Source organism: Chryseobacterium sp. FH2, from assembly GCF_001045455.1.
GTDB lineage: Bacteria > Bacteroidota > Bacteroidia > Flavobacteriales > Weeksellaceae > Chryseobacterium.
The window spans coordinates 169,995-194,436 of record NZ_LFNE01000005.1 but is presented as its reverse complement, the minus strand read 5'-3'; the positions used below and the strand labels follow the sequence as shown (position 1 = coordinate 194,436).

At 35.7% G+C, this 24,442-nt stretch carries 35 protein-coding genes; 27 read left to right on the top strand and 8 right to left on the bottom strand.

The annotated features are described in order from the left end of the window. Positions 1-6 precede the first annotated feature (6 nt). The 4 genes from rpsG to ACM39_RS09965 all read left to right on the top strand — a co-directional run bounded on the left by rpsG (position 7) and on the right by ACM39_RS09965 (position 3,618). Entirely contained in the window at positions 7-483 is a 477-nt protein-coding gene (rpsG, locus tag ACM39_RS09980) for a 30S ribosomal protein S7 (RefSeq protein ID WP_048510884.1), read from the top strand. A 6-nt stretch (positions 484-489) separates the two neighbouring features. Next, positions 490-2,607 (top strand): elongation factor G, encoded by a 2,118-nt coding sequence (gene fusA / locus ACM39_RS09975; protein ID WP_048510883.1) that lies wholly within the window; start codon positions 490-492, stop codon positions 2,605-2,607. Positions 2,608-2,623: 16 nt separating this feature from the next. Further along, entirely contained in the window at positions 2,624-2,929 is a 306-nt protein-coding gene (gene rpsJ, locus ACM39_RS09970; RefSeq protein WP_002661363.1) for a 30S ribosomal protein S10, read from the top strand. 194 nt (positions 2,930-3,123) lie between these two features. Then, positions 3,124-3,618: a low affinity iron permease family protein gene (locus tag ACM39_RS09965; RefSeq protein ID WP_048510882.1), complete on the top strand. Its 495-nt coding sequence runs from the start codon at positions 3,124-3,126 to the stop codon at positions 3,616-3,618. A 31-nt stretch (positions 3,619-3,649) separates the two neighbouring features. On the opposite strand, the gene ACM39_RS09960 is transcribed toward ACM39_RS09965, so the two are convergent. From ACM39_RS09960 to ACM39_RS09930, 8 genes are all read right to left on the bottom strand, one after another. After that, positions 3,650-6,370 carry a hypothetical protein gene (locus ACM39_RS09960; protein ID WP_048510881.1) on the bottom strand — a complete coding sequence of 907 codons (2,721 nt, stop codon included), beginning with the start codon at positions 6,368-6,370 and terminating at the stop codon, positions 3,650-3,652. Positions 6,371-6,409: 39 nt separating this feature from the next. Then, positions 6,410-7,387 (bottom strand): hypothetical protein, encoded by a 978-nt coding sequence (locus tag ACM39_RS09955; RefSeq protein WP_048510880.1) that lies wholly within the window; start codon positions 7,385-7,387, stop codon positions 6,410-6,412. Further along, complete coding sequence (locus ACM39_RS09950; protein ID WP_048511007.1) at positions 7,387-7,800, bottom strand: hypothetical protein; 414 nt, start codon at positions 7,798-7,800, stop codon at positions 7,387-7,389. Before ACM39_RS09950 ends, ACM39_RS09955 begins: the two co-directional genes overlap by 1 nt. A gap of 149 nt (positions 7,801-7,949) precedes the next feature. Beyond that, the gene (locus tag ACM39_RS19445) at positions 7,950-8,285 is read right to left on the bottom strand and encodes a hypothetical protein (protein WP_228377095.1); all 336 of its coding nucleotides are present in this window, start codon (positions 8,283-8,285) and stop codon (positions 7,950-7,952) included. 17 nt (positions 8,286-8,302) lie between these two features. After that, the gene (locus ACM39_RS19440) at positions 8,303-8,746 is read right to left on the bottom strand and encodes a hypothetical protein (RefSeq protein ID WP_228377094.1); all 444 of its coding nucleotides are present in this window, start codon (positions 8,744-8,746) and stop codon (positions 8,303-8,305) included. A gap of 18 nt (positions 8,747-8,764) precedes the next feature. Next, complete coding sequence (locus tag ACM39_RS09940; protein ID WP_048510879.1) at positions 8,765-9,496, bottom strand: MIP/aquaporin family protein; 732 nt, start codon at positions 9,494-9,496, stop codon at positions 8,765-8,767. A gap of 26 nt (positions 9,497-9,522) precedes the next feature. Continuing rightward, on the bottom strand, positions 9,523-11,019 hold the full coding sequence (gene glpK, locus ACM39_RS09935) for a glycerol kinase GlpK (RefSeq protein WP_048510878.1): 1,497 nt from the start codon (positions 11,017-11,019) through the stop codon (positions 9,523-9,525). A gap of 19 nt (positions 11,020-11,038) precedes the next feature. Then, complete coding sequence (locus tag ACM39_RS09930; protein WP_048510877.1) at positions 11,039-12,628, bottom strand: glycerol-3-phosphate dehydrogenase/oxidase; 1,590 nt, start codon at positions 12,626-12,628, stop codon at positions 11,039-11,041. A gap of 115 nt (positions 12,629-12,743) precedes the next feature. Here ACM39_RS09930 and ACM39_RS09925 point away from each other — a divergent pair, with 115 nt between their 5' ends. The 23 genes from ACM39_RS09925 (at position 12,744) to infA (ending at position 24,417) form a co-directional block, all read left to right on the top strand. Next, on the top strand, positions 12,744-13,508 hold the full coding sequence (locus ACM39_RS09925; RefSeq protein WP_048511006.1) for a DeoR/GlpR family DNA-binding transcription regulator: 765 nt from the start codon (positions 12,744-12,746) through the stop codon (positions 13,506-13,508). A 251-nt stretch (positions 13,509-13,759) separates the two neighbouring features. Then, positions 13,760-14,386, top strand: a complete 627-nt coding sequence (gene rplC / locus ACM39_RS09920; RefSeq protein WP_034678007.1) for a 50S ribosomal protein L3 — start codon at positions 13,760-13,762, stop codon at positions 14,384-14,386. Further along, on the top strand, positions 14,377-15,006 hold the full coding sequence (gene rplD / locus ACM39_RS09915) for a 50S ribosomal protein L4 (protein ID WP_048510876.1): 630 nt from the start codon (positions 14,377-14,379) through the stop codon (positions 15,004-15,006). Before rplC ends, rplD begins: the two co-directional genes overlap by 10 nt. 3 nt (positions 15,007-15,009) lie before the next feature. Further along, the gene (gene rplW, locus ACM39_RS09910; RefSeq protein ID WP_047401274.1) at positions 15,010-15,300 is read left to right on the top strand and encodes a 50S ribosomal protein L23; all 291 of its coding nucleotides are present in this window, start codon (positions 15,010-15,012) and stop codon (positions 15,298-15,300) included. A gap of 22 nt (positions 15,301-15,322) precedes the next feature. After that, positions 15,323-16,144, top strand: a complete 822-nt coding sequence (gene rplB, locus ACM39_RS09905) for a 50S ribosomal protein L2 (protein ID WP_048510875.1) — start codon at positions 15,323-15,325, stop codon at positions 16,142-16,144. A gap of 2 nt (positions 16,145-16,146) precedes the next feature. After that, on the top strand, positions 16,147-16,425 hold the full coding sequence (gene rpsS / locus ACM39_RS09900; RefSeq protein ID WP_002983209.1) for a 30S ribosomal protein S19: 279 nt from the start codon (positions 16,147-16,149) through the stop codon (positions 16,423-16,425). 2 nt (positions 16,426-16,427) lie between these two features. After that, entirely contained in the window at positions 16,428-16,826 is a 399-nt protein-coding gene (rplV, locus tag ACM39_RS09895) for a 50S ribosomal protein L22 (protein WP_048510874.1), read from the top strand. A gap of 8 nt (positions 16,827-16,834) precedes the next feature. Continuing rightward, complete coding sequence (gene rpsC, locus ACM39_RS09890; protein ID WP_048510873.1) at positions 16,835-17,587, top strand: 30S ribosomal protein S3; 753 nt, start codon at positions 16,835-16,837, stop codon at positions 17,585-17,587. Between the two features lie 97 nt (positions 17,588-17,684). After that, the gene (rplP, locus tag ACM39_RS09885) at positions 17,685-18,110 is read left to right on the top strand and encodes a 50S ribosomal protein L16 (protein ID WP_034713010.1); all 426 of its coding nucleotides are present in this window, start codon (positions 17,685-17,687) and stop codon (positions 18,108-18,110) included. Between the two features lie 12 nt (positions 18,111-18,122). Further along, a complete protein-coding gene (gene rpmC / locus ACM39_RS09880; protein WP_048510872.1) occupies positions 18,123-18,311 on the top strand; it encodes a 50S ribosomal protein L29 in 189 nt (62 codons plus the stop codon). A gap of 11 nt (positions 18,312-18,322) precedes the next feature. After that, a complete protein-coding gene (gene rpsQ, locus ACM39_RS09875) occupies positions 18,323-18,580 on the top strand; it encodes a 30S ribosomal protein S17 (protein ID WP_053073319.1) in 258 nt (85 codons plus the stop codon). Next, positions 18,580-18,948: a 50S ribosomal protein L14 gene (rplN, locus tag ACM39_RS09870; RefSeq protein ID WP_034684837.1), complete on the top strand. Its 369-nt coding sequence runs from the start codon at positions 18,580-18,582 to the stop codon at positions 18,946-18,948. Before rpsQ ends, rplN begins: the two co-directional genes overlap by 1 nt. A 22-nt stretch (positions 18,949-18,970) precedes the next feature. Beyond that, positions 18,971-19,297 (top strand): 50S ribosomal protein L24, encoded by a 327-nt coding sequence (rplX, locus tag ACM39_RS09865; RefSeq protein WP_048510871.1) that lies wholly within the window; start codon positions 18,971-18,973, stop codon positions 19,295-19,297. Between the two features lie 13 nt (positions 19,298-19,310). Beyond that, entirely contained in the window at positions 19,311-19,862 is a 552-nt protein-coding gene (rplE, locus tag ACM39_RS09860) for a 50S ribosomal protein L5 (protein WP_048510870.1), read from the top strand. Between the two features lie 3 nt (positions 19,863-19,865). Then, the gene (rpsN, locus tag ACM39_RS09855) at positions 19,866-20,135 is read left to right on the top strand and encodes a 30S ribosomal protein S14 (protein WP_007839501.1); all 270 of its coding nucleotides are present in this window, start codon (positions 19,866-19,868) and stop codon (positions 20,133-20,135) included. Between the two features lie 145 nt (positions 20,136-20,280). Further along, positions 20,281-20,679, top strand: a complete 399-nt coding sequence (gene rpsH, locus ACM39_RS09850; RefSeq protein WP_048510869.1) for a 30S ribosomal protein S8 — start codon at positions 20,281-20,283, stop codon at positions 20,677-20,679. Positions 20,680-20,696: 17 nt separating this feature from the next. Next, positions 20,697-21,242, top strand: a complete 546-nt coding sequence (gene rplF / locus ACM39_RS09845; protein WP_048510868.1) for a 50S ribosomal protein L6 — start codon at positions 20,697-20,699, stop codon at positions 21,240-21,242. Positions 21,243-21,257: 15 nt separating this feature from the next. Further along, positions 21,258-21,611, top strand: a complete 354-nt coding sequence (gene rplR, locus ACM39_RS09840; RefSeq protein ID WP_048510867.1) for a 50S ribosomal protein L18 — start codon at positions 21,258-21,260, stop codon at positions 21,609-21,611. Between the two features lie 18 nt (positions 21,612-21,629). Beyond that, positions 21,630-22,151, top strand: a complete 522-nt coding sequence (gene rpsE / locus ACM39_RS09835) for a 30S ribosomal protein S5 (RefSeq protein WP_048510866.1) — start codon at positions 21,630-21,632, stop codon at positions 22,149-22,151. Positions 22,152-22,161: 10 nt separating this feature from the next. Then, the gene (rpmD, locus tag ACM39_RS09830; RefSeq protein ID WP_007839493.1) at positions 22,162-22,338 is read left to right on the top strand and encodes a 50S ribosomal protein L30; all 177 of its coding nucleotides are present in this window, start codon (positions 22,162-22,164) and stop codon (positions 22,336-22,338) included. 21 nt (positions 22,339-22,359) lie between these two features. Beyond that, on the top strand, positions 22,360-22,809 hold the full coding sequence (gene rplO / locus ACM39_RS09825; protein ID WP_048510865.1) for a 50S ribosomal protein L15: 450 nt from the start codon (positions 22,360-22,362) through the stop codon (positions 22,807-22,809). A 9-nt stretch (positions 22,810-22,818) separates the two neighbouring features. Then, complete coding sequence (gene secY, locus ACM39_RS09820; protein ID WP_048510864.1) at positions 22,819-24,198, top strand: preprotein translocase subunit SecY; 1,380 nt, start codon at positions 22,819-22,821, stop codon at positions 24,196-24,198. Positions 24,199-24,201: 3 nt separating this feature from the next. Further along, positions 24,202-24,417 (top strand): translation initiation factor IF-1, encoded by a 216-nt coding sequence (gene infA, locus ACM39_RS09815; RefSeq protein WP_034684855.1) that lies wholly within the window; start codon positions 24,202-24,204, stop codon positions 24,415-24,417. Positions 24,418-24,442: the final 25 nt, after the last annotated feature.

The window sequence follows — 24,442 nt, the reverse complement described above, 5'->3', positions numbered from 1 at the left end:
GAAACAATGAGAAAGACAAAAGCGAAAAAAAGACCGTTGTTACCAGATCCGAAATTTAATGATCAATTGGTAACTAGATTCGTAAATAACTTAATGCTTGACGGTAAGAAGTCAATCGCATTCAAAATTTTCTATGATGCATTAGACATCGTGGAGACTAAAAAAGGAGATAACGAAAAAACTGCACTAGAAATCTGGAAAGATGCACTTACTAATGTAATGCCTCACGTAGAAGTACGTTCTAGAAGAGTAGGTGGAGCTAACTTCCAAATTCCTATGCCAATCAGAGCTGACAGAAAAATTTCTATGGCAATGAAATGGTTAATCAAATATTCTACAGCTAGAAATGATAAGTCTATGGCTTTGAAATTAGCTAACGAAATTGTAGCTGCTTCCAGAGAAGAAGGTGCTGCTTACAAAAAGAAGAGTGATACTCACAAAATGGCGGAAGCTAACAAAGCGTTCTCACACTTTAAATTCTAATCTGAAATGGGAAGAGATCTTAAATTTACAAGAAATATTGGTATTGCTGCGCATATCGATGCCGGTAAAACTACCACTACAGAAAGGATTTTATTCTATACAGGTGTAAACCACAAAATTGGTGAAGTTCACGATGGTGCTTCTACAATGGACTGGATGGAGCAGGAAGCAGAAAGAGGTATTACTATTACTTCGGCTGCTACTACTTGTTCTTGGAACTTTCCAACTGATCAAGGAAAACCTCTACCGGAAACTAAACCTTATCATTTCAACATTATCGATACACCGGGACACGTTGACTTCACAGTAGAAGTAAACAGATCTTTAAGAGTATTAGATGGATTGGTATTCTTATTCTCTGCAGTAGATGGAGTAGAGCCTCAGTCTGAAACAAACTGGAGACTTGCTGACAACTACAAAGTAGCGAGAATGGGATTTGTAAACAAAATGGACAGACAGGGTGCTGACTTCCTTAACGTGGTAAAACAAGTTAAAGAAATGTTAGGATCTAATGCAGTTCCAATCGTTTTACCAATCGGTTCTGAAGAGGATTTCAAAGGTGTAGTAGACTTAATTAAAAACAGAGCTATCATCTGGGATGAAGCGGGACAAGGAGCTACTTTCGAAGTAGTGCCAATTCCTGAAGACATGAAGGATGAAGTTTTAGAATACAGAGAAAAATTAGTAGAAGCTGTTGCTGACTACGATGAGACTTTGATGGAGAAATTCTTCGAAGATCCGGATTCAATCTCTGAAGACGAAATCAACGAAGCTCTTAGAAAAGCTACCATTGATTTATCTATTATCCCAATGACTTGTGGTTCTTCATTCAAAAATAAAGGAGTACAGTTTATGTTGGATGCAGTATGTAAATACTTGCCTTCTCCACTGGATAAAGATGATATCAAAGGTACTGACCCAAGAACTGACGCTGAAATTACAAGAAAACCAGACGTAAACGAGCCTTTCTCGGCTTTAGCATTTAAGATTGCTACTGACCCATTCGTGGGAAGATTAGCATTCTTCAGAGCATACTCTGGAAGATTAGATGCAGGTTCTTATATCTTGAACACTCGTTCAGGAGATAAAGAAAGAATCTCAAGAATCTATCAGATGCACGCTAACAAGCAAAACCCGGTAGAATATATTGAGGCTGGTGATATTGGTGCAGCGGTAGGATTCAAATCTATCAAAACCGGTGATACGATGTGTGACGAGAAAAACCCAATCGTTCTGGAATCGATGGTTTTCCCTGATCCGGTAATTGGTATCGCTGTTGAGCCTAAAACTAAAGCTGACCAGGATAAAATGGGTAATGCATTAGCTAAATTGGCTGAAGAAGATCCAACGTTTACAGTAAGAACTGACGAGGCTTCTGGACAAACGATTATCTCTGGTATGGGTGAGCTTCACTTGGATATCATTGTTGACCGTATGAAGAGAGAATTCAAAGTTGAAGTAAACCAAGGACAACCTCAGGTAGAGTACAAAGAAAACTTAACAAAAGTTGCCAGCCACAGAGAAGTTTACAAAAAGCAATCTGGAGGTAAAGGTAAATTTGCTGATATTGTATTTGAATTAGGGCCTGCAGACGAAGGTAAAGTAGGTTTAGAGTTCATCAATGAGATCAAAGGTGGTAACGTTCCTAGAGAATTTGTTCCTGCCATTGAAAAAGGCTTTAAAGCGGCAATGAAAAACGGTCCTTTGGCTGGTTTCGAAGTTGAAGGTATTAAAGTTGTTCTTAAAGATGGATCTTTCCACGCAGTGGATTCTGATGCTCTTTCATTTGAAATGGCTGCTAAGTTAGGATTTAAAGAAGCGGGACGTGCTGCTAAGCCAGTAATTATGGAGCCTATTATGAAACTGGAGGTTGTAACTCCGGAAGAATATATGGGTAACATCATTGGTGACCTTAACAAAAGAAGAGGTACCATCAGTGGTCAGGAAGAAAAGAATGGTGCTGTTGTAATCAAAGGTTCTGTTCCACTTTCTGAAATGTTTGGATATGTAACAACTCTAAGAACACTTTCATCAGGAAGAGCTACTTCTTCTATGGAATTAGAGAAATACCAGGCTACTCCACAAAACGTTGCTGAAGAAATCATAGCTAAAGCAAAAGGTTAATTTTTAAATTAAAGAAATGTCACAAAGAATCAGAATAAAACTAAAATCTTACGATTACAACTTAGTAGATAAGTCTGCTGAGAAAATCGTAAAAACGGTAAAGGCTACTGGTGCTGTTGTAAACGGACCAATTCCATTACCTACAAATAAGAGAATCTTCACTGTGTTGAGATCTCCGCACGTAAACAAGAAAGCTAGAGAGCAGTTCCAATTATCAGCTCACAAGAGATTGATGGATATCTACTCTTCTTCTTCTAAAACTGTTGATGCTCTAATGAAATTAGAACTTCCTTCAGGTGTAGATGTAGAAATTAAAGTGTGATAACGAGCACTTAAGCCGTGATTATATAAAAATCCGTTCCTTTTTGGGACGGATTTTTACTTTTTATATTTACCGTATTATATTAATCTTTCCATCAGTATTATTTTCTAACTTTAAAAACCGCCAATCAACCTTTACCTTTTTACTCAACTGATTTCGGCGGAGTTTTTGCTTGATTTTTATAAATATTAAAAATGGCTAATAAAAGTAAAAGCGTCTTTGAAAGGTTTTCAGATTGGGCAACCAAATTTACAGGGAGTTCATATGCTTTTATCGGGGCGACACTTATTGTTGTAATCTGGGCTGTTTCAGGGCCTGTTTTTGATTATTCTGAAACTTGGCAGCTGGTTATCAACACCGGAACTACAATTATTACTTTTTTGATGGTTTTTCTGATTCAGAAAGCTCAGAATAAAGATTCAAAAGCTATTCAGATAAAATTAAATGAGTTAATTGCCGCTAATGAAAAGGCGAGTAATAGGATTGTGGACATTGAGGAGCTTACTGAAAAAGAATTGGATCAACTGCATTGCTATTACGAAAAGCTATCTGATTTGGCAGAAGAAGATACGGATATCCATACGTCACATTCCATAGATGCTGCAAAGAGGAATCAGGACTATAAGTATGAGAATTTTAAGAAGAAGCATGAAGAATGGCTTCAGAAACAAAAAAAGGAATCATATTGATTCCTTTTTTTGTTTATTAAAAATAATAAAATTATCTTTTCATAAAATATCCAAAATAAGAACAGCTTCCCATTAGGTTTTTAGCTGTTTCCGTATCTGCATACTGAGTTTTTAGCTGTGCAAAATAAGTCCTGTATTTTTGGTTTTTGATATTGTCCAATTGCTTTTGATAAGCATCATTTTTCTCAGACCATTTCGGGTCAGAATAGCTTACGTCTGATGGGTTTTTAGCTTCATACTGATAATACTTTCCTTGTTCAGCGCTTGCCATTTGGAAAAGAACTCTGGCTTTTTGTTCTTTATTGCTTGAATATTGAAGTGCTTTTTTGTAATAATCTATAGATAAATCAAAATTGTCAGGTTCAATGTAAGAAGTATCAAGGAAGTTTTTGTAATAATATCTGTATGGATTTTTTCTGTCTGTTCTCCAAAAGTCGTATTTTCCTCCGTTACTATTATCAACATCCATAACAAAAACTTGTCGGTAATAGCCCAAAATTGAGGTGTTGTAAAGAAGGTTACCAATAAACTGGTTCGCTTTTGCCGCTTTTTCATCAGTCCCGTTTCCGATTTTTTTAAGCTGAATTAATGCATCTGCCAATTCGAGTTTATTCATAGTTGGTTTAATGAAAGGGAATGCCGAGTAATCATCTGCTTGCATGCTTTGATTATCCGCACTTTCAAAACTTTCCCAAACATTATATCCGAATATAAGGTTTGAAATATTTTTAAATCCGTTATATTCTGCAACAGAATATTGACGTGGTGTAATTTTTTGTGTATTTCCACTCCAATCGTAATTCAGTCTTGGGATACCTGTAAAGCTTTGAGCTTTTTCATAATAAGATTTGGCTTTGTCAAAATCAGCCGTTCTCATCGCTCTGTCTCCGTAAATCACATTGAAAAAAGAATCTATATTTCCGACATCATCCATGTTTTTTGCAATGATTTGCTGTTCAAACCGGGTCTTGTTAGGCTTTCTGTAAAACTCTTCTACACTTTTCACCAAACCTGAATTTGGATTATATTGAAGATCAGAAAGTTTATTATTCATCAAGAAAGATTTTCCGTCTTCACCTTGTAGAAAATAGCGATTAGCCATCACATCTTTCAGGAAATCTGCTGTCGACGGTACGTCTCCATAGTAATCATAATTGGTGTTTGCAGTATCTTTTTTGACTTCCTTTTTGATGAAATACTCAGAATAGTCTTTCATTAAATGATCTTCGTATTCTGCCGTGATTTTTGGTTGAGAAACAATATCGTTAAGAACTTTCATTCTTTTGATTTCCTCAAGATATTCAGGGTTGGTGGTTTTTATATTTACTAAGATTTCAGTGCTTGCTTTATACTCTTTTTTCAGGAATTTCAAATAAGCATCTGCAATCTGCCAATATTCATCTTTTGATTTTTCTTTTGTTTTAGCTGTAAATTTCTCTAAATCAGCTAAAAAGTCTATTTGCTTATCATCTTCAGACCAATAATAAGCATTGTTTTTAGAGAAAACAGGAATCCTGTTTGGATTATCAAGTAATTCATCATCACTTTGGTCTGCCTTATTTACGTTTTCAGATTTTGAACCTCCAAAAAGGTTTTTAAAAAATCTTACAATTTTTTGCCAGAAAGAAAGCTCTTCTTTTTTTGGTTGGGTAGTTTCAGTTGTGGTTTTGTCAGAAGATTTATTTAGAGCTGTTGTTTGAACATCTGAATTATTATCATCAGAAGCATAATAATAAGTTGGAAGATAACTTCTCTCAATTTCATTAATACTTCTTGCAGCCATTACTTTCAGAATTTCCGAATCAGGGTTGATGTCATACATTTTTTCCATCAAAGGAATAGGATTGGTAAAATCTTCATAACCCAAAAGGAAATAGGCCATATTTTTTTCGTCATCGGTGTTTGCTCTTTTTAGGATGTTATTAAAAGAAGCGGTATCCGAAAGTTTCATCGAAACAAATGCAGATTCTTTACGGCTTTTACTGTCTTTGAAAACCTGGAAGAAATTCCAATTGGCATCATTGTTCATTCCCAACCCTCTCTGTGCACCGGCAAGTTGATCAAGTGACATAATGTAGGGAGCACCTTTCAGTTTTATCGGAGCAACATATGTGTTGAAAGCCTGAGCCGCTGCATCATAGTTTCTTGTGTAATGATTAAAACGGATAAGCTGGAAACCATATCGCTGTTTTATTTCCTGATTTTTGGCTGCATTGTATAATGATGTTAATGCTGTAATGGTTTTGTTATAATCTAAATTGGTCGCATTTTTATCATTTTGATTTTCACGATAATAAAATGAATCAGCACTTTCTACATAATTGATTTTCATGTAAGGCTCCAGATATTTGGCTTCGATCAAATAATCAATTCCTTCTGCATATTTTTGATAAAATCCAAATCCCAGTTTTTTTAATAATTGATTATTCGGATTTCCTTTTTTTAGTTCATTCAAATCAGTCATGCTCATTTTATTCACCAAAAAAGAAGTTTCGGTATAGCTGAGCTGATTGTTGAAATACCTTCTCCATGACTCAATATTTTCATCAGGAATCTGAGCAGTCAGAGTAGGATTGTATTCCGTATAGAACCTTGTAGAATAGCTGTGTAAAAAAGGCAAGTAAGATTTGTCTTTAATGATAGTCTGTGTGAAAAGATTGAAATAATCATAATCAGGGTCAGACCATGCACATGCTTCAGATTTTGTATAGAAAAGTGAAAGCACGGCAAATGGAAGGATATACTTTTTCATATAAATGGTGGTGTTTTTTGAAAGTTAAATGTCGGAATCTTAAAAATTAAAATTCTGATTATTTACAAATTTACTGTCTAATTGATAATAAATAATAGTAAAAGGCGGTATTTTTTTATTCAGGAAATTGATAACCTCTTTAAGCTGTTCGTCAGAAATTTCTTCAATTTTTATCTTAAAGCCTTTATTGAGATAATTTCCAAAATAGAATCCGTCTTTCTGGATTTCGATTTCGTTTTCAGATATCTTCTTAAAAACAGGGTTATCTAAATCTTTTTGAGATAAAGCATTAATCAGTCTGTGCTTTCCCAAATGATTTGTCACAATTCCCCAAGAATAAATCGGAAGGGCGACGTCAATTTTTCTGATAGGGTAATCTTCAATTGTAGAGAGGTAGCTTTTCAGAATATTATTATCAAGAATTGAATTTTTATCAGAGTTTTCCAAAGGTGAAGAAGTGGAGTAGCACATTAAATATACTTTACTAACAGGTGGAATTCCTGTCTGATTTTTATCTTTTACCTGATGAAGACGAAGTGTGCACGTGATTTCTTTTCCTGAAATTCTTTTTAACTCTTTTAAAAATTTAAAATAATCATCGCGTGTTCCTGCTGTCCAGTCACAATCTATCTGAATTTCATTATTCGTTTTAAAATGATATTCTTTTGTTTTTTTTTGGATTAAATCCTGAATGCTTTCGGCAAGAAAAGTGATTTCTTCTTTTGTAATATAAAGAAAAGCTCGGTTGGTAATAAAAACTGTCGGAACAATTTGCTTTTCGGTTTCAAAAGTTTTGTCTTTCGTAATCACTCCGACAGGCTGAAATTTTCCCTTAACTTTATCAACATCAAAAAATCTGGTATATAAATATGGAGCAGTAGCTTTATCCAAAACGTCTTTTTCTGTTTTGTTTAAAGCCACTTTGGTTTTCCAGTAATAAAATGTGTAGAGATGATTTTCTTTTTTACTGCAAGACACGATAATGAAGAATATCAATAAAAGTTTAAATATTTTCATTATTGATAAAATGCGCTTTCACAAATACAGCTTGACTCTTCGGCTTCAGTTACGGAACAGCAGTCTTCAGATTTTATAATGTTTCCGGCTTCGTCTGTCAGGTAGATTTTTTCTTTGTTAAATTTTATAAGAAAGTTTTCGTTAAATTTTTTAAACTGAACTTTCATCACGCCTGTGTTGTATTTCCCGACATTGATCTCTTCGGTGGTCTCAGTTCCGTTTGCCTGATTTACCTGTACATATCCAAAATGTACATCGCCGTTTTTCTTCACATCAACATAATAAGCAGGAGTCCCTGTCCCGCTGTATCCTTCGATAGTATTAAAACTTCTTTTACCTACAAAAGGTACTTTGACCTGAGCAAAAGATAATATGCTGATACATATAATAAGTAAACTGAAAGCTTTTTTCATATTTAAAATTTTATCAAAATTAAGGATATCCAAGCAAAAATTACACCGTAAAAATACGGTGATTAGTTTGTTGAAGACTATTTTAATTAAGCAAAACAAAAAAAACATCCCAAAACTGGAATGGTTTCTAAATTTCTTACCATTTTTATTTAAAATACAGTTGCAGCAATTTGTATTCTTGAATATTTATTCGAAGGATTCCACATCGCCATCATAAAAACCGGAAGGCTGTAATGTTCTGTAATTTTTAATGACTTGCTCGTCTTTAAACCTACATTTACGAGATCAAAACTGTTTTTTCCGTTTCCGTACAGGAAATTTTTATTATTTAATGCAAATCCTGCTCCTATAAAGGCATCAAGATTTACTTTTTTATCTTTAATAACAGGATAACTGACCTGAATATATGTTGAATATTTATTCTTTTTATAAGTTCCATCCTGTTCTAAAACAATTTCACCTGCATTGGCTCCACCGTAAAGCATGATATCCGCTTCGATATTTAATGGAAAAATTGTTCCGAAAGTATAGTTCTTAAATCAATAATATGAGCTGTTCTTCTGTTTGAATAATTGAAAATATCATCAGAAGCAATTTCTGTGTTGATGCTTCTTGAATTAAACAAGTCCCACAACCCGATGTAGAATCTGCCGTTGGAATATTGAACATAATAATTGATCTCTTTATAATGTGTGCCGTCTTTATCATCGGTCAAAGCAGATGCTCCCCAAATCCCGGTCTTCCATTTTTTATTTTTGTCTAAAGCGTAAGAGAGATTTCCCATGACAACGGGCTTATCAGTGATAATTAATCCTCTCCAAAGGTGATTATTCTGAAGGGTTACCGTAAAATCTAATCTGCCGTTTTCTTGATTTTCTATATTTTCTTGGGCAAAAAGATTCCCTATGCCTAGTAGAACCAGGCAAAAAATTAGTAATTTTTTCATTATTTAAACTGTCTGTAATTAACTTAGTAATCCATACAATAAAGCTGCAATGGTTGCTCCTAAAACTGGCCCTATAACCGGAATCCAAGCGTATCCCCAATCGCTGCTCCCCTTTACAGGAAGAATAGCGTGCATGATTCTTGGTCCTAAGTCACGAGCAGGATTGATTGCATAGCCTGTAGTTCCGCCTAAAGACAGCCCGATTGCCCAAACCAATAAGGTGACAGGCAAAGCTCCTACCGTTCCCAAGCCGATTTTTGCATTAGGATCATTATGTAAAGTAAGACTCGGATCTGCAAAATAGAAAATTACAAATACGAGAACAAAAGTTCCGATAATTTCACTGATAAGATTTGAAAAAGGGTTTCTAATAGCCGGTCCTGTACTGAAACACGCTAATTTTGCACCTTCATCTTCAGTAATTGCAAAATGATCTTTATTGAAAAGCCAGACCAGAAATGCGCCCGACATTGCTCCAATCATTTCTCCGGCAATATACGTTGGAACTAAATCCCAGGAAAATTTTCCAGCAATGGCCAACCCTAAAGTTACCGCAGGATTCAGATGTGCCCCGCTCACAGGTCCCGCAACTGTAACAGCGACGAAAACTGCTAAAGCCCAAGCGGTGGTAATTACAATCCATCCGGAATTGTTTCCCTTTGTGCCCTTTAAAACAACGTTTGCCACCACGCCGTTTCCTAAAAGTATCATCAGCATCGTGCCTATTATTTCTGCAATAAATGGAGTCATAGTTTTAATTTGTTTTTAGATAATACTTAATCTTCAATCCAGTTTTGAGAACGCTGAACGGCTTTGTTCCAGGTGTTGACCATTTTATCCACTTTCTCTTTTTCCAATTGGGGCTGGAAATTTTTATCCACAATCCACTGAGATTGAATTTCATCAATATTTTTCCAGTATCCAACTGCAAGCCCGGCGAGATATGCTGCTCCTAAAGCAGTTGTTTCCAATGTTTTTGGCCTTGTAATTTTAAATCCGAAAATATCTGACTGAATTTGCATGAGAATGTCACTTGCTGAAGCCCCACCGTCAACTCTTAATTCTAAGCTCTCCGTACCGGAATCAGCTTCCATAGATTTTACAATATCGTAAACCTGAAAAGCAATGCCTTCTAATGTTGCTCTTGCGATATGGCCATTTGTTGTTCCGCGGGTAACGCCTACGATTGTTCCGCGAGCATATTGATCCCAATAAGGTGCTCCTAAACCTGTAAGAGCAGGAACGAAATATACTCCACCGTTATCTTCTACAGATTGTGCTAAAGTATTTACCTCTTCAGCTGACTGAATTAATTTTAAACCATCTCTTAACCATTGAATGGCTGCTCCGCCAACAAATACACTTCCTTCCAAAGCATAATTTACCTCTCCATTTATTTTCCATGCAACAGTTGTTAATAAATTATTTTTTGATAAAACAGCTTCTTTTCCTGTATTCATTAAAAGGAAGCAGCCTGTTCCGTAAGTATTTTTTACCATTCCGGGAATCGTGCACATTTGTCCGAATAATGCTGCCTGCTGATCTCCTGCAATTCCTGCAATTGGAATTTTTGTTGAAAATAGAGTAGTGGCAGTTTCTCCATACACTTCACTGCTTTGTTTTACTTCAGGAAGAATAGTTCTTGGAATATTAAATAATTTTAATAATTCATTGTCCCATTCTAAAGTATGGATGTTGAGAAGCATAGTTCTGCTGGCATTCGAAACATCGGTAATAAACATTTTCCCCCGTGTCAGTTTCCAGATAAGCCAGGTGTCAACTGTCCCAAAACACAATTTTCCGGTTTCTGCTTTTTCTCTTGCTCCTTCTATATTGTCAAGAATCCATTTTAATTTTGTTGCTGAAAAATAAGCATCTAAAACAAGGCCTGTTTTTTCTTTAATAATTTCTGCATAGCCTTGTTCTTTTAATTCATCACAATATTTAGATGTCCTTCGGTCTTGCCACACGATAGCGTTGTAAACAGGTTCACCGGTTTCCCTGTCCCAAACTATGGTAGTCTCACGTTGGTTGGTAATTCCGATGGCAGCAACTTCTCTCCCTGAAATCCCTGCTTTTGCGATAATTTCTGCTGCAACGGAAATCTGTGAAGACCAAATTTCATTTGGGTCATGTTCTACCCATCCGGGAGTTGGATATATCTGTTCAAAATTTTTTTGGGAGATAAATTCGATTTCTCCGCTGTGATTGAATAAGATGGCTCTTGACGATGTTGTACCTTGGTCTAGAGCGAGAATTAACTGGTCACTCATTGTTGGAGTTAAATTAAAGTTAGATGTGTTTTGGAGAATAAGGAGTCAGTAAATATCCTTTTGCCAATTCGATAAACTCACTTTCCTGTTCTTTTGCCCATTCTGTGGAATGCCCGTTTTCTTTTGCAATAATTGCTGCGATTTTATGGGCGCTGTCAATCGCTGCCCTTGCATCTAAAAACAAAAGGCGGACTCTTCGTGCTAAGATGTCTTCAATGGTCTGTGCCATTTCGTTTCGAATTGCCCAGATTGCTTCTGCAACGGTGAATGGATGATCAGGATGTATTTTTTCTGAAAATTCAGGGGTGTTTTGCTGTAATTTTTTGATTTCCCGAATGTCTGCTCCGTAAACATATAGATGATTACTTCTGTCAACTGTTTCAGGTTTCACATTTCCATGAATCGAGAGATGTTCGGTTTTAGAAGTGGTAGTCCCTAAGTTATGCGCTTTCATTGCTTCGTCAATGGTATCTTCCGCCATTTTTCGGTAGGTTGTCCATTTTCCTCCGATGATTGAAATTAATCCGGTGTCGGATGTTATTACTTTATGGCTTCTCGAAACTTCTTTTGTGCTTTTGCTTCCGTCTTTTGGAGCGGCAAGGGGCCGAAGTCCTGCAAAAACGGATTTTACATCTTCACGGGTTGGTTTTTTAGCTAAATATTGTCCTGCTGTATTTAAAACAAATTTAATTTCTTCTTCTAAAGCTCTCGGTTCGAAGCTTTCACTTTCCAATAGAGTATCAGTTGTCCCTACCAAAGCTCTGTCATGCCAGGGAACGACAAACAAGACTCTTCCGTCTGAAGTTTTTGGAATCATGATGGCGTCATCACTTTTTAAGAAAGCTTTATCCAAAACCAAATGGATTCCCTGGCTTGGGACTACAAATTTTCCATGCTTTGGATTATTCATATTTAATATGTCGTTCGTGAAAACTCCGGTTGCATTAATGACAACTTTAGAGTGAATTTCATATTGTTGTTTTGTAAACTGGTCTTCTGCAATGACGCCTATTATTTTATGGGAATCATCCTTAAGGAGGTTGATTACTTTTACATAATTAACTGCGCTTCCTCCTTTTTCAATAATGGTTTGAGTTAAATTAATAGCCAGTCGTGCATCATCAAACTGTCCGTCCTGATAAATAACTCCGCTTGCCAGGTTTTTTTGTTCAATGGTAGGAAGTTTTTCAATTGTTTTTGATTTACTGATGTATTTTGTTTTACCTAAACTTAATTTCCCGGCAAGAAAATCATAAACCGAAAGTCCTATTTTATAATAAATTCCGCCCCACCATGTATAATTGGGAATAATAAAAGATTGATTTTTCACAACATGAGCGGCATTTTTTGCCAATAAGCCTCTTTCTTTTAATGCTTCTTTTACTAAACCAATATCTCCCTGGGCTAAATATCGTACGCCACCATGAACCAGTTTTGTACTTCTGCTGGAGGTTGCTTTCGCAAAATCATGTGATTCCAACAGTAACGTTTTAAATCCTCTGCTTACTGCATCCAATGCCGAACCTAAACCGCTTGCTCCCCCGCCGATGACTAAAAAGTCCCATTCTGTTACGGAGGTTAATTTGCTGAGTTCTTCGTTTCGTTTCATAATATTTCGTTATGTTTCGTTTTCAAATGTATAAATTTAAAACGAAACTAAAAAGAAAATAAATGAAATTTTTCGAATTGAAATAAAATTGGTATTTTTGATGAAACGAAACGGAATGGAAAAATTACTCGCAAGACATAATGATATATTGAAGGAACTGAATGAAAAAGATTATGTGCTTGTGCAGGATTTATGTGAAAAGTTTAATGTTTCGTCGGTTACGATTCGAAAGGATTTAAACTATCTTGAAAGTTTAGGACTGCTTTTTCGAAATCACGGAGGTGCAAGTAAACATGTAAGATATGCGTATGAAAAAAATGTTGATGAAAAAGAAAGCATTAATGTAGAAGCAAAACAAAATATTGCGAAAGCAGCTCTATCTTTGATTCAGGAAAATGACTGTATTATTCTGGCTTCCGGTACTACAATGCATTATCTTGCGAGAATGCTGGCGAACTTTGGTCCGCTTACAGTTTTGACGTCTTCTTTACGTGTTGCCATCGAACTTTGTAATAATCCTAATATTAATATTATCCAATTAGGAGGCGAGGTGAGAAAAAGCTCAACCTCAATTGTAGGTTCTATTTCCGAAACGATTCTAAAGCAGTTTTCCTGTAATAAATTATTTCTCGGTGTTGACGGGATTGATCTTGAGTTCGGAATCAGTACATCAAACGCAGCAGAAGCTCATTTGAATCAGTTGATGATAGAATGTTCTGATAAAGTTGTCATCCTTGCAGATTCTTCCAAATTAAACGTAAAAGGCTTCGGTAAAATCGCTTCTCTGGAAAAAATAGATTACCTGATTACCGATAATGGCATTTTAGAAGAGGATAAAATCAAACTTGAAGAAATAGGAATTAGTGTGGTTACTAAATAAAATCAATTTATTTTTAAATTTCTTATCATTCAAAAATATTTTCCCCGGAATTTTTTCTGCAATTTTCTTAAAATTATCTAAATGATTAAAAATCAAAATATTTTGTTGTAAATATTTGTCATTAATAAAATTATTCTTACATTTGCACACTCATTTTAGGGGCGTAGTATGCCTATATCAAAAGTAGAAATTACTTCAGACCTCCGAAGAATGGTGATAAACAGAAGATAAATTTTATTATAACATAAACAATGTCAGGTATTATTGGTAAAAAAATCGGTATGACATCTTTGTTTAACGAAGAAGGGAAAAATATTCCTTGTACAGTTATTCAGGCTGGTCCATGCTCGGTTTTACAGGTCAGAACCATTGAAAAAGACGGTTACAAGTCAGTTCAATTAGGTTTCGATGACAAGAGTGAGAAGAACGTTGGTAAAGCGTTAGCTGGTCATTTTAAAAAGGCTGGTTCTGCTCCTAAAGCTAAATTAGTAGAATTCTACAGAGAGTTTGTTGATGAAGTGAAAGTAGGAGAGGAAGTAAAAGTTGATTTATTTTCGGAAGGTGAATATGTTGACGTAACAGGTACTTCTAAAGGTAAAGGTTTCCAAGGTGTTGTAAAAAGACACGGATTTGGAGGTGTAATGCAGGCAACTCATGGTCAGCACAACAGACTTAGAGCTCCAGGTTCTATCGGTGCTGGTTCAGACCCTTCAAGAGTATTCAAAGGGATGAGAATGGCTGGAAGAATGGGAGGTAAACAGGTAACTGTTCAAAACCTTCAGGTATTAAAAGTGGATCAAGAACAAAATCTTTTAGTAGTAAAAGGTGCTGTTCCGGGAGCTAAAAATTCTTATGTAATTATCAGAAAATGGAACTAGTAGTATTAAATACATCAGGAAAAGAGACCGGAAGAAAAGTAACTCTAGACGAAACAGTATTCGGAATTGAGCCAAATCAGCACGCGGTTTACTTAGAAGTTAAGCAGTACCTTGCAGCACAGAGACAAGGAACTCATAAATCAAAAGAAAGAAGCGAAATTACTGCTTCTACTAAAAAACTTAAGAAGCAAAAAGGATCTGGTTCTGCTAGATATGGTGATATCAAATCTCCAACTTTCAGAGGTGGAGGTAGAGTATTCGGACCAAAACCAAGAGACTACAGATTCAAATTGAACAAAGCTCTTAAGAGATTAGCTAAGAAATCTGTTTTATCTCAGAAAATGAGAGACAACAGCATCAGAGTTTTGGAAGATATGAGCTTAAGTGCTCCTAAAACTAAAGATTTTATCACAGTATTGAATGCTTTGGCATTGAATGATAAAAAATCTTTATTTGTACTTCCTGAAGCTAACAAGAATGTATATTTATCTTCAAGAAACTTACCTAAAACTAAAGTGATGAACTTCAATGAAGTGAGTTCTTACGACTTAGTAAACGCAGGTGAAATTGTATTCTTCGAAGGTGCAGTTGAAAAATTCCAGGAAAATTTAAAGAAATAAATCATGTCAGTTATTATTAAACCAGTTATCTCAGAAAAGGCTAATTACCTTACGGATTTAAGAGGTTCTTATTCTTTCTTAGTAAACCCTAAGGCGAATAAAATCCAGATTAAAAAGGCTGTAGAAGCAGCTTATGGTGTAAAAGTAGCAGACGTTAATACAATGATTTATGCTCCGAAGGTTTCTTCGAAATACACTAAAAAAGGTCTTCAAGTAGGAAAGACAAACAAATTGAAAAAAGCGGTAATTAAACTTGTTGAAGGTGATGTTATCGATATTTTTGCTGTAAATTAATTATTAATTATAAATAATAGTAATGTCTGTTAGAAAATTAAAACCTATCACCCCGGGACAGAGATTCAGAATTGTAAACAATTTTGAGGAAATTACTACCAACAAACCAGAGAAATCTCTAACAGTTGGTATTAAAAAGTCAGGTGGACGTAACCAAACAGGTAAAATGACCATGCGTTACACCGGAGGTGGACACAAAAAGAAATACAGAATTATTGACTTCAAAAGAAACAAAGCAAATATTGAAGCAACTGTAAAATCTGTAGAATACGATCCAAACAGAACTGCATTTATCGCTTTATTAGAATATGCTGACGGAGAGAAGAGATATATCATCGCTCCAAACGGTATCAAAGTAGATCAGAAAGTGGTTTCAGGTGAAAGCGTAGAACCTAACGTAGGTAACGCAATGAAATTGAAAAATATTCCATTGGGTACTGTAATTTCTTGTGTAGAAATGAAGCCTGGTCAAGGTGCTATTTTAGCGAGAAGTGCTGGTTCTTCAGCGCAGTTGACTTCAAGAGACGGAAAATATGCAATCATCAAATTGCCTTCAGGAGAATCTAGAATGATCCTTACTGAATGTTATGCAATGATTGGTTCAGTTTCTAACTCAGATCACCAATTAACTGTATCAGGTAAGGCTGGTAGAAGCAGATGGTTAGGTAGAAGACCAAGAACAAGAGCGGTAGTAATGAACCCAGTAGATCACCCAATGGGTGGTGGTGAAGGACGTTCTTCAGGAGGTCACCCAAGATCTAGAAATGGTATGCCTTCTAAAGGTTACAAAACTAGAAAGAAAAACAAAGTGTCTAACCGTTACATCGTATCTAAAAGAAAATAATTATGGCAAGATCACTTAAAAAAGGACCATTCATTCATCATACTTTAGATAAGAAGGTTCAGGCAAATATAGAGTCTGGTAAAAAGACTGTTATCAAAACTTGGTCTAGAGCATCGATGATCTCTCCGGACTTCGTAGGACAAACTATTGCTGTACACAACGGGAAATCTTTTATCCCGGTTTACGTTACAGAAAACATGGTAGGTCACAAGTTAGGCGAATTTTCTCCAACAAGATCTTTCAGAGGTCATGGTGGTAACAAAAACAAAGGAAGCAGATAATCATGGGATCAAGAAAACAAGATAGTTCAATCGCAAGAAAAGAAGCTAACAAAGACGTAGTAAAAGCTTCATTAAATGACTGCCCATCATCTCCAAGAAAAATGAGATTAGTTGCTGATATCATTAGAGGAGAGCAGGTAGATAAAGCTCTTTATATCCTAAAATATTCTAAAAAAGAAGCATCTAACAAGTTAGAAAAATTACTTCTTTCTGCTATGGCAAACTGGCAGACTAAAAACGAGGGTGCGGATATTGAAGAAGCAAACCTTATCGTTAAAGAAATCTTCGTGGATAGCGCAAGACAATTGAAGAGACTAAGACCGGCTCCGCAAGGTAGAGGGTATAGAATCAGAAAAAGATCTAACCACGTTACATTAATCTTAGGTAATAAAGAAAACTAAATCAAGGTATGGGACAGAAGACAAATCCAATTGGTAACAGATTAGGTATCATCAGAGGATGGGATTCTAACTGGTTTGGCGGAAACGATTATGGAGACAGAATCGCGGAAGACTACAAAATCAGAAGATACCTTGAGGCTAGATTATCTAAAGGTGGTATTTCAAGAATTTATATTGAAAGAACACTAAAATTAGTAACAGTTACTATTACTACTGCTAGACCGGGACTTATCATCGGTAAAGGAGGTCAGGAAGTTGACAAGTTAAAAGAAGAATTGAAGAAGCTTACTAAAAAGGATATTCAAATCAATATTTTCGAAATCAAAAGACCTGAGCTTGATGCGGTATTAGTTGCTGATAGCATCGCTAAGCAAATCGAAAACAGAATCTCTTACAGAAGAGCTGTTAAGATGGCTATGGCTGGTACAATGAGAATGGGTGCTGAAGGTATCAAAGTTCAAATCTCTGGTAGATTGAACGGAGCTGAAATGGCAAGATCAGAATCTTTCAAAGACGGAAGAATTCCTTTGTCTACTTTCAGAGCTGATATCGATTATCACATTGGTGAAGCACTAACTCAGTACGGAAAGCTAGGTGTAAAAGTTTGGATCATGAAAGGTGAAGTTTACGGTAAAAGAGAACTTTCTCCTCTAGTGGGACAACAGAAAAAAGGAGGTCCTTCTGGAGACAGAAACAGAGGTGGAGACAGAGACAACAGAAGACCTAGAAAGAATAACAATAATAATAACAATAATAATTAAAAATTTTAGATAGAAATTTTGAATTTTAAATTACCGTTACTTTTTTAAAATAAAAAAAATCTAAAATCTAAAATCTAAAATCTAAAATTTAGAAATTATGTTACAACCAAAAAGAACCAAGTTCCGTAGAGTTCATAAGATGAAAATGAAGGGGATTGCTCAGAGAGGTAATCAACTTGCTTATGGAACTTTCGGAATCAAGGCTACAGAAGGTGCTTGGATTACTGCAAGACAAATCGAAGCTGCACGTATCGCTGCTACAAGATATATGAAGAGAGAAGGTCAATTATGGATCAAAATCTTCCCGGATAAACCTATTACTAAAAAACCAGCGGAAGTACGTATGGGTAAAGGTAAAGGTGCCGTAGAATATTGGGTAGCTGTAGTAAAACCTGGTAAAATTATGTTCGAAGTAGGAGGCGTTCCTTACGAAGTAGCGAAAGAAGCCCTTAGACTTGCTGCACAGAAACTACCTGTAGTTACTAAATTTGTAGTTGCTAACGATTTTGTTAAACCTCTATAATCTTTGAATACAATGAAAACAGCTGATATTAAAAATTTAAGCGCGGGAGATATTCAAACTCAATTGACTGAAGCTAAAGCTCAATACCAAAAATTGAAATTGGCTCACAAAATCAGCCCAATTGAAAACCCGATTCAAATCAAAGATTTGAGAAAAGCAATCGCAAGATTAAATACTGAGTTAACTAACAAACAACAATAAGATTTTCATACATTATGGAAAGAAACTTAAGAAAAGAAAGAATCGGAATAGTTTCCAGCAATAAAATGGAAAAGACCATTGTTGTAAGTGAGACTACAAGAGTAAAACACCCGATGTACGGTAAATTCGTATTGAAAACGAAAAAATATACTGCACACGACGAGAACAACGAATGCACAGAAGGAGATACAGTTCTTATCCAAGAAACTAGACCTTTGAGCAAGAGCAAGAGATGGAGATTAGTAAGAATCATTGAAAAAGCTAAGTAATGTTACAAACAGAATCAAGATTAAAAGTTGCTGATAACACAGGTGCTAAAGAAGTATTGGTTATCAGAGTTCTGGGAGGTACCAGAAGAAGATATGCTTCAGTTGGTGATAAAATCGTAGTTACTATTAAAGATTCTACACCATCAGGAAACGCTAAGAAAGGTCAAGTATCTAAAGCGGTAGTAGTAAGAACTAAAAAAGCAGTGAGAAGAAAAGATGGTTCATACATCAAATTCGAAGACAATGCTTGTGTATTATTAAACGCTGGTGGAGAAATGAGAGGAACACGTGTTTTCGGACCCGTTGCTCGTGAGTTGAGAGACAAAGAATATATGAAAATCATTTCATTGGCTCCTGAAGTACTTTAATTTTTAAAATTTTTAAAAGAAAATGTCAAAGTTAAAAATAAAAAGAGGAGATAACGTAATCATTACTACCGGTAAGAAAGATATCAAAGGTAAGACTGGTGAAGTTATTGAAGTGATCAAAAAAGAAGGTAAAGACCCAAGAGTGATCGTTGCAGGACTTAATATCGTTAAAAAACACGTTAAGCCTTCAGCTTCAAATCCTCAAGGAGGAATCACAGAAAAGGAAGCTTCTATCCATATCTCAAACGTAGCTTTAGTTGGTAAAGACGGAAAAGCTATCAAAATCGGTTACAAAACTGAAGGAGATAAGAAAGTAAGAATCAACAAAAAAACGGGTGAAACTTTATAATTTTAAATAACACATGGAATATATAGCAAGACCCAAAAAAGCATATAAAGAAACGATTGTTCCTGCAATGATGGAAGAATTCGGGTACAAGTCAGTAATGCAGGTACCTAAATTGGAAAAAATCATCCTTTCTCAAGGGTTAGGTGATGCCACTGCAGACAAAAAAATCATTGATTATGCTGTTGAAGAATTAACGAACATCACTGGTCAGAAGGCTGTAGGTACTATCTCTAAGAAAGACGAAGCTGCTTTCAAATTGAGAAAAGGTATGCCTGTAGGTGCTAAAGTTACACTAAGAGCAGACAAAATGTATGAGTTTTTAGATAGACTTACTGCTTCTGCTTTACCACGTATTAGAGATTTTTCTGGTATTAAAGCTGATGGTTTCGACGGTAGAGGTAATTATAACTTAGGTATTACTGAGCAAATTATCTTCCCTGAAATCGCAATTGACAAAGTGAAAAAAATCCAGGGGATGGACATCACTTTCGTTACAACTGCGAAAACGGATAAAGAAGCTAAAGCATTATTAACTCACTTCGGTTTACCATTTAAAAAGAACTAAGAAATGGCTAAAGAATCAATGAAAGCGCGTGAGCGCAAAAGAGAAGCACTAGTTGCTAAATACGCTGACAAAAGAAAAGCTCTTAAAGAAGCAGGTGATTACGAAGCTTTACAAAAACTTCCTAAGAATGCTTCTCCTGTAAGATTGCACAACAGATGTAAACTAACAGGTAGACCAAGAGGATATATGAGAACGTTTGGTATTTCCAGAGTAACTTTCAGAGAAATGGCAAACAACGGTCTTATCCCAGGTGTTAAAAAAGCTAGTTGGTAATAATTACTAATTAAAATCGGGACAGTTAAGTTGTCTAGATACTAAAGAAATAAATATCAGACTCAAGGTTTTCTGAAGTCTGATATTTTACTCTTCAAGTCTTTTCAATACTGATTGTCTTTAACCAATAATTTATAAAAGAAAAATGGTAACAGATCCAATTTCAGATTTCCTAACAAGAGTAAGGAACGCACAAAGCGCAGGCCACAAAGTGGTGGAAATTCCTGCATCGAAAATCAAAAAGGAGATTACTAAGATCTTATTTGATCAAGGTTATATCTTAAACTACAAGTTTGAGGATAACGCTGTTCAAGGGTTGATCAAAATCGCTTTAAAGTATGATAAGCAAACTAGCAAACCTGCTATTAAGTCTATTCAAAGAGCTTCTAGACCAGGTTTGAGACAGTACAAAGGTTCTGCTGAACTTCCAAGAGTACTAAACGGTTTGGGTATTTCTATCATCTCTACTTCTAAAGGAGTAATGACTGACAAGAAAGCTAGAGAAGAGAAAGTAGGCGGTGAAGTAATCTGCTATGTTTATTAATTTTTAATCAAAGGAAAATGTCAAGAATTGGTAAAGCAATTATAACAGTTCCTGCAGGAGTTACAATCACTGAAAACAATGGTGTAGTAACTGTAAAAGGTCCTAAAGGAGAACTTTCTCAGGAGCTTACAGCGGGAATTACTTTAGAACAAAAAGATGGTGAGCTTACAGTAAGCAGACCGTCTGAGTCTAAACAACACAAAGCGCTTCACGGTTTATACAGAGCGTTGATCAACAACATGATCGTTGGTGCATCAGAAGGTTTCGAAAAGAAACTAGAACTAGTAGGGGTAGGATACAGAGCTTCTCACTCAGGTCAAAAACTTGAGTTAGCTTTAGGATTCTCTCACGGTATTGTATTAGAACTTCCTAACGAAGTGAAAGTAGATACATTGACTGAAAAAGGTAAAAATCCAATTATTACTTTAACGTCTTACGACAAGCAACTTCTTGGAATGGTAGCGGCGAAAATCCGTTCATTCAGAAAGCCTGAGCCGTACAAAGGAAAAGGTGTAAGATTCGTTGGTGAAAATGTTAGACGTAAAGCTGGTAAATCTGCTTAATAAATTATAAGAATTATGGCATTAAGTAAATTAGAAAAAAGAATAAGAATAAAAAGAAGAGTAAGAGGAAAAATCTCTGGATCTTCTGAATTGCCAAGATTATCTGTATATAAAAGTAATAAGGAAATTTACGCTCAGTTAATCGACGATAAAAGTGGAAAAACTTTAGCATCAGCTTCTTCTAGAGAGAAAGGTGTGGATGCTAACGGTACTAAATCTGAAGTTTCTGCTGCTGTAGGTAAAGCTATTGCTGCTAAAGCTATCGCTGCAGGAATCGAAAATATCGTATTTGATAGAAACGGATTCGTATATCACGGAAGAGTTAAGGCTCTAGCTGATGGTGCGAGAGAAGGTGGACTTAAATTCTAATCATTAAATTTCGGAAATATGTTAGGACTAGATAATATAGAAAGAGTAAAACCGGGAGGATTAGAATTAAAAGATCGTCTCGTTGCTGTTAATAGAGTAACAAAAGTAACAAAAGGAGGTAGAGCTTTCGGATTCTCCGCTATCGTAGTGGTAGGTAACGAAGAAGGAGTTATCGGTTACGGACTAGGAAAATCTAAAGAGGTTGCTTCTGCAATTGCTAAGGCTGTTGAGGACGCTAAGAAAAACCTTGTGAAAGTTCCTGTAATGAACCATACAATTCCTCACCAAACTGCTGCTAGATACGGTGGTGCAGATATCTTCTTAAGACCTGCTTCTCACGGTACAGGGCTTATCGCCGGAGGTGCGGTAAGAGCGGTATTGGAATCTGCTGGTATTCACGATATCCTTTCAAAATCTAAAGGATCTTCTAACCCTCACAACGTGGTGAAAGCTACTTTCAAAGCGTTATTAGACATTAGAAGACCTGAAGAAATTGCTAGAATGAGAGGAGTTTCACTAAGTAAAGTGTTTAACGGTTAATATATAAACAATGGCAACAATTAAAGTAAAACAAGTAAGAAGCGCTATTGGTAGAACAAAAACCCAAAAGAGAACGCTTGAAGCATTAGGATTTAAGAAACTTCACCAAGTTGTAGAACACGAAGCTACTCCTTCTATCTTAGGAATGATAGCTGCAGTTAGTCATTTACTTGAAGTTCAAAAATAATTTTTAACAAAAGAAATTAAAATGAATTTAAATAACATAAAACCTGCTGCAGGATCTACTTTCAATTCAAAAAGAATTGGTAGAGGTCAAGGTAGTGGAAAAGGAGGTACTGCTACAAAAGGACATAAAGGACAGAAAGCAAGAGCTGGTTATTCTCAGAAGATCGGTTTTGAAGGAGGTCAGATGCCTTTACAAAGAAGATTACCTAAATTCGGATTCAAAAACGTAAACAGAAAAGAGTTTAGAGGAATTAACCTTGATACAATTCAAACTTTAATCGAAAATAAATCTATCACTGGAGATATTACAAGAGAGGTTTTAATTGAAAACGGTTTAATTACTAAAAACGAATTAGTGAAAATTATGGGTAGAGGAGAATTGAAATCTGCGGTTTCAATCTCTGCTGACAAATTCACTAAATCTGCTGAAGAGCTTATCTCTAAAGCAGGTGGAAAAGCAATTACCTTATAATAGTAACTAATGAAAGAATTTATACAAACACTTAAAAATATTTGGAGCTTAAAAGAACTTAGAGATAAAATTCTCTTTACTTTAAGTATTATCCTTGTGTATAGATTCGCATCTTATATTTCTCTACCTGCAATCAATCTTGCAGAAGTAGGGGATCTCTTAGAGCATTATAAAAATCAAGGCGGTAACAAGCAAGGAGCAGGTCTCCTTGGCTTGCTTTCGTCGTTTACAGGAGGGGCTTTCAGCCACGCTTCTGTAATGGCGTTGGGTATCATGCCTTATATTTCTGCTTCTATTATTGTTCAGTTGATGGGAATGGCTATTCCTTATCTTCAGAAGCTTCAGAAAGATGGAGAGTCAGGTAGAAATACATTGAACCAAATTACAAGATGGTTAACTATCGGAGTTTGTTTAGTACAGGCACCTTCTTATTTAACTTCTATTACTCAATTATTCTTACCATATGCTCAGTTCCAGTCTGCATACTATGTAGAGCCAAATTCTATTATGTTCTGGCTGCCAAGTATCGTTATTTTGGTTGCCGGTTCAGTATTCGCGATGTGGTTAGGTGAGAAAATCACTGACAAAGGTATCGGAAACGGTATCTCTATCCTTATTATGGTAGGGATTCTTTCAAGATTACCGGAAGCATTCGTGCAGGAAATGGCCGTGCAGAACGGAAAAGGAGGAATGGGATCAATCATGATCCTTATTGAAGTGATATTCTGGATGTTGGTTGTTCTATTGGCAGTGGTGTTATCCGTTGCTGTTAGGAAAATCCCAATTCAGTATGTAAGCAGAGCTCAAGCAAGAGGAGGTGTAAACAGAAATCTTATGCAAGGAGCAAGACAATGGATTCCATTAAAAGTTAATGCAGCTGGAGTAATGCCAATCATTTTTGCGCAGGCACTGATGTTCGTACCAGGTTTATTAACTAAAGTTGATGAGTCTAATACTTTTCTTGCAGGTTTCAAGAATGTTTTTAGCTGGCAATACAATGTATTGTTTGCACTATTAATTATTATCTTCTCGTTTTTCTATACTGCAATTACAATTCCGGTAAACCAAATGGCTGATGATTTGAAGAGAAATGGAGGGTTGGTACCAAAAGTAAGACCGGGAAAAGAGACGGCTGATTATTTAGATGATATTTTATCAAAAATTACCTTGCCAGGTGCAATATTTTTATCTATCTTTGCAGTCCTTCCGGCAATTGTGCATGGAAGCTTTGTTCAGACAGATGCGTTCGCCTTATTTTTCGGGGGGACATCATTATTGATTATGGTTGGAGTAATTTTAGATACTGTTCAACAGATTAATACTTATCTGCTGAACCATCATTATGATGGCTTAATGCAGTCTAAATTATCAAGAACGACTGGATATTAATTTATGGCAAAACAAAAACATATTGAACAAGATGGCGTTATAACGGAAGCACTTTCGAACGCCCAGTTCCGTGTAGAACTAGAAAATGGGCATATCCTTATCGCTCATATTTCTGGTAAAATGAGAATGCATTATATTAAACTTTTACCTGGTGATAAGGTAAAACTAGAAATGTCTCCCTATGATTTAACGAAAGGGAGAATTACATTTAGATATTAAACAAATGCCAAATGGAATTACTGTT

Excerpts from the sequence above, each read along its gene's own strand:
- rplB (WP_048510875.1), top strand. The coding sequence starts at position 15,323 with ATGTCTGTTAGAAAATTAAAACCTATCACCCCGGGACAGAGATTCAGA.
- rpsC (WP_048510873.1), top strand. The coding sequence starts at position 16,835 with ATGGGACAGAAGACAAATCCAATTGGTAACAGATTAGGTATCATCAGA.
- rpmD (WP_007839493.1), top strand. The coding sequence starts at position 22,162 with ATGGCAACAATTAAAGTAAAACAAGTAAGAAGCGCTATTGGTAGAACA.
- ACM39_RS09940 (WP_048510879.1), bottom strand. The coding sequence starts at position 9,496 with ATGACTCCATTTATTGCAGAAATAATAGGCACGATGCTGATGATACTT.
- ACM39_RS09960 (WP_048510881.1), bottom strand. The coding sequence starts at position 6,370 with ATGAAAAAGTATATCCTTCCATTTGCCGTGCTTTCACTTTTCTATACA.
- rpsH (WP_048510869.1), top strand. The coding sequence starts at position 20,281 with ATGGTAACAGATCCAATTTCAGATTTCCTAACAAGAGTAAGGAACGCA.
- rplC (WP_034678007.1), top strand. The coding sequence starts at position 13,760 with ATGTCAGGTATTATTGGTAAAAAAATCGGTATGACATCTTTGTTTAAC.
- rplD (WP_048510876.1), top strand. The coding sequence starts at position 14,377 with ATGGAACTAGTAGTATTAAATACATCAGGAAAAGAGACCGGAAGAAAA.
- rplV (WP_048510874.1), top strand. The coding sequence starts at position 16,428 with ATGGGATCAAGAAAACAAGATAGTTCAATCGCAAGAAAAGAAGCTAAC.
- rpsG (WP_048510884.1), top strand. The coding sequence starts at position 7 with ATGAGAAAGACAAAAGCGAAAAAAAGACCGTTGTTACCAGATCCGAAA.
- rplP (WP_034713010.1), top strand. The coding sequence starts at position 17,685 with ATGTTACAACCAAAAAGAACCAAGTTCCGTAGAGTTCATAAGATGAAA.
- secY (WP_048510864.1), top strand. The coding sequence starts at position 22,819 with ATGAAAGAATTTATACAAACACTTAAAAATATTTGGAGCTTAAAAGAA.
- ACM39_RS09925 (WP_048511006.1), top strand. The coding sequence starts at position 12,744 with ATGGAAAAATTACTCGCAAGACATAATGATATATTGAAGGAACTGAAT.
- ACM39_RS09930 (WP_048510877.1), bottom strand. The coding sequence starts at position 12,628 with ATGAAACGAAACGAAGAACTCAGCAAATTAACCTCCGTAACAGAATGG.
- rpsN (WP_007839501.1), top strand. The coding sequence starts at position 19,866 with ATGGCTAAAGAATCAATGAAAGCGCGTGAGCGCAAAAGAGAAGCACTA.
- rpsS (WP_002983209.1), top strand. The coding sequence starts at position 16,147 with ATGGCAAGATCACTTAAAAAAGGACCATTCATTCATCATACTTTAGAT.
- rplE (WP_048510870.1), top strand. The coding sequence starts at position 19,311 with ATGGAATATATAGCAAGACCCAAAAAAGCATATAAAGAAACGATTGTT.
- rplF (WP_048510868.1), top strand. The coding sequence starts at position 20,697 with ATGTCAAGAATTGGTAAAGCAATTATAACAGTTCCTGCAGGAGTTACA.
- rpsE (WP_048510866.1), top strand. The coding sequence starts at position 21,630 with ATGTTAGGACTAGATAATATAGAAAGAGTAAAACCGGGAGGATTAGAA.
- ACM39_RS09955 (WP_048510880.1), bottom strand. The coding sequence starts at position 7,387 with ATGAAAATATTTAAACTTTTATTGATATTCTTCATTATCGTGTCTTGC.
- rpsJ (WP_002661363.1), top strand. The coding sequence starts at position 2,624 with ATGTCACAAAGAATCAGAATAAAACTAAAATCTTACGATTACAACTTA.
- ACM39_RS19440 (WP_228377094.1), bottom strand. The coding sequence starts at position 8,746 with ATGAAAAAATTACTAATTTTTTGCCTGGTTCTACTAGGCATAGGGAAT.
- rplW (WP_047401274.1), top strand. The coding sequence starts at position 15,010 with ATGTCAGTTATTATTAAACCAGTTATCTCAGAAAAGGCTAATTACCTT.
- fusA (WP_048510883.1), top strand. The coding sequence starts at position 490 with ATGGGAAGAGATCTTAAATTTACAAGAAATATTGGTATTGCTGCGCAT.
- ACM39_RS09965 (WP_048510882.1), top strand. The coding sequence starts at position 3,124 with ATGGCTAATAAAAGTAAAAGCGTCTTTGAAAGGTTTTCAGATTGGGCA.
- ACM39_RS09950 (WP_048511007.1), bottom strand. The coding sequence starts at position 7,800 with ATGAAAAAAGCTTTCAGTTTACTTATTATATGTATCAGCATATTATCT.
- rplR (WP_048510867.1), top strand. The coding sequence starts at position 21,258 with ATGGCATTAAGTAAATTAGAAAAAAGAATAAGAATAAAAAGAAGAGTA.
- rplX (WP_048510871.1), top strand. The coding sequence starts at position 18,971 with ATGTCAAAGTTAAAAATAAAAAGAGGAGATAACGTAATCATTACTACC.
- glpK (WP_048510878.1), bottom strand. The coding sequence starts at position 11,019 with ATGAGTGACCAGTTAATTCTCGCTCTAGACCAAGGTACAACATCGTCA.
- rplO (WP_048510865.1), top strand. The coding sequence starts at position 22,360 with ATGAATTTAAATAACATAAAACCTGCTGCAGGATCTACTTTCAATTCA.
- infA (WP_034684855.1), top strand. The coding sequence starts at position 24,202 with ATGGCAAAACAAAAACATATTGAACAAGATGGCGTTATAACGGAAGCA.
- rplN (WP_034684837.1), top strand. The coding sequence starts at position 18,580 with ATGTTACAAACAGAATCAAGATTAAAAGTTGCTGATAACACAGGTGCT.
- rpmC (WP_048510872.1), top strand. The coding sequence starts at position 18,123 with ATGAAAACAGCTGATATTAAAAATTTAAGCGCGGGAGATATTCAAACT.
- ACM39_RS19445 (WP_228377095.1), bottom strand. The coding sequence starts at position 8,285 with ATGCTTTACGGTGGAGCCAATGCAGGTGAAATTGTTTTAGAACAGGAT.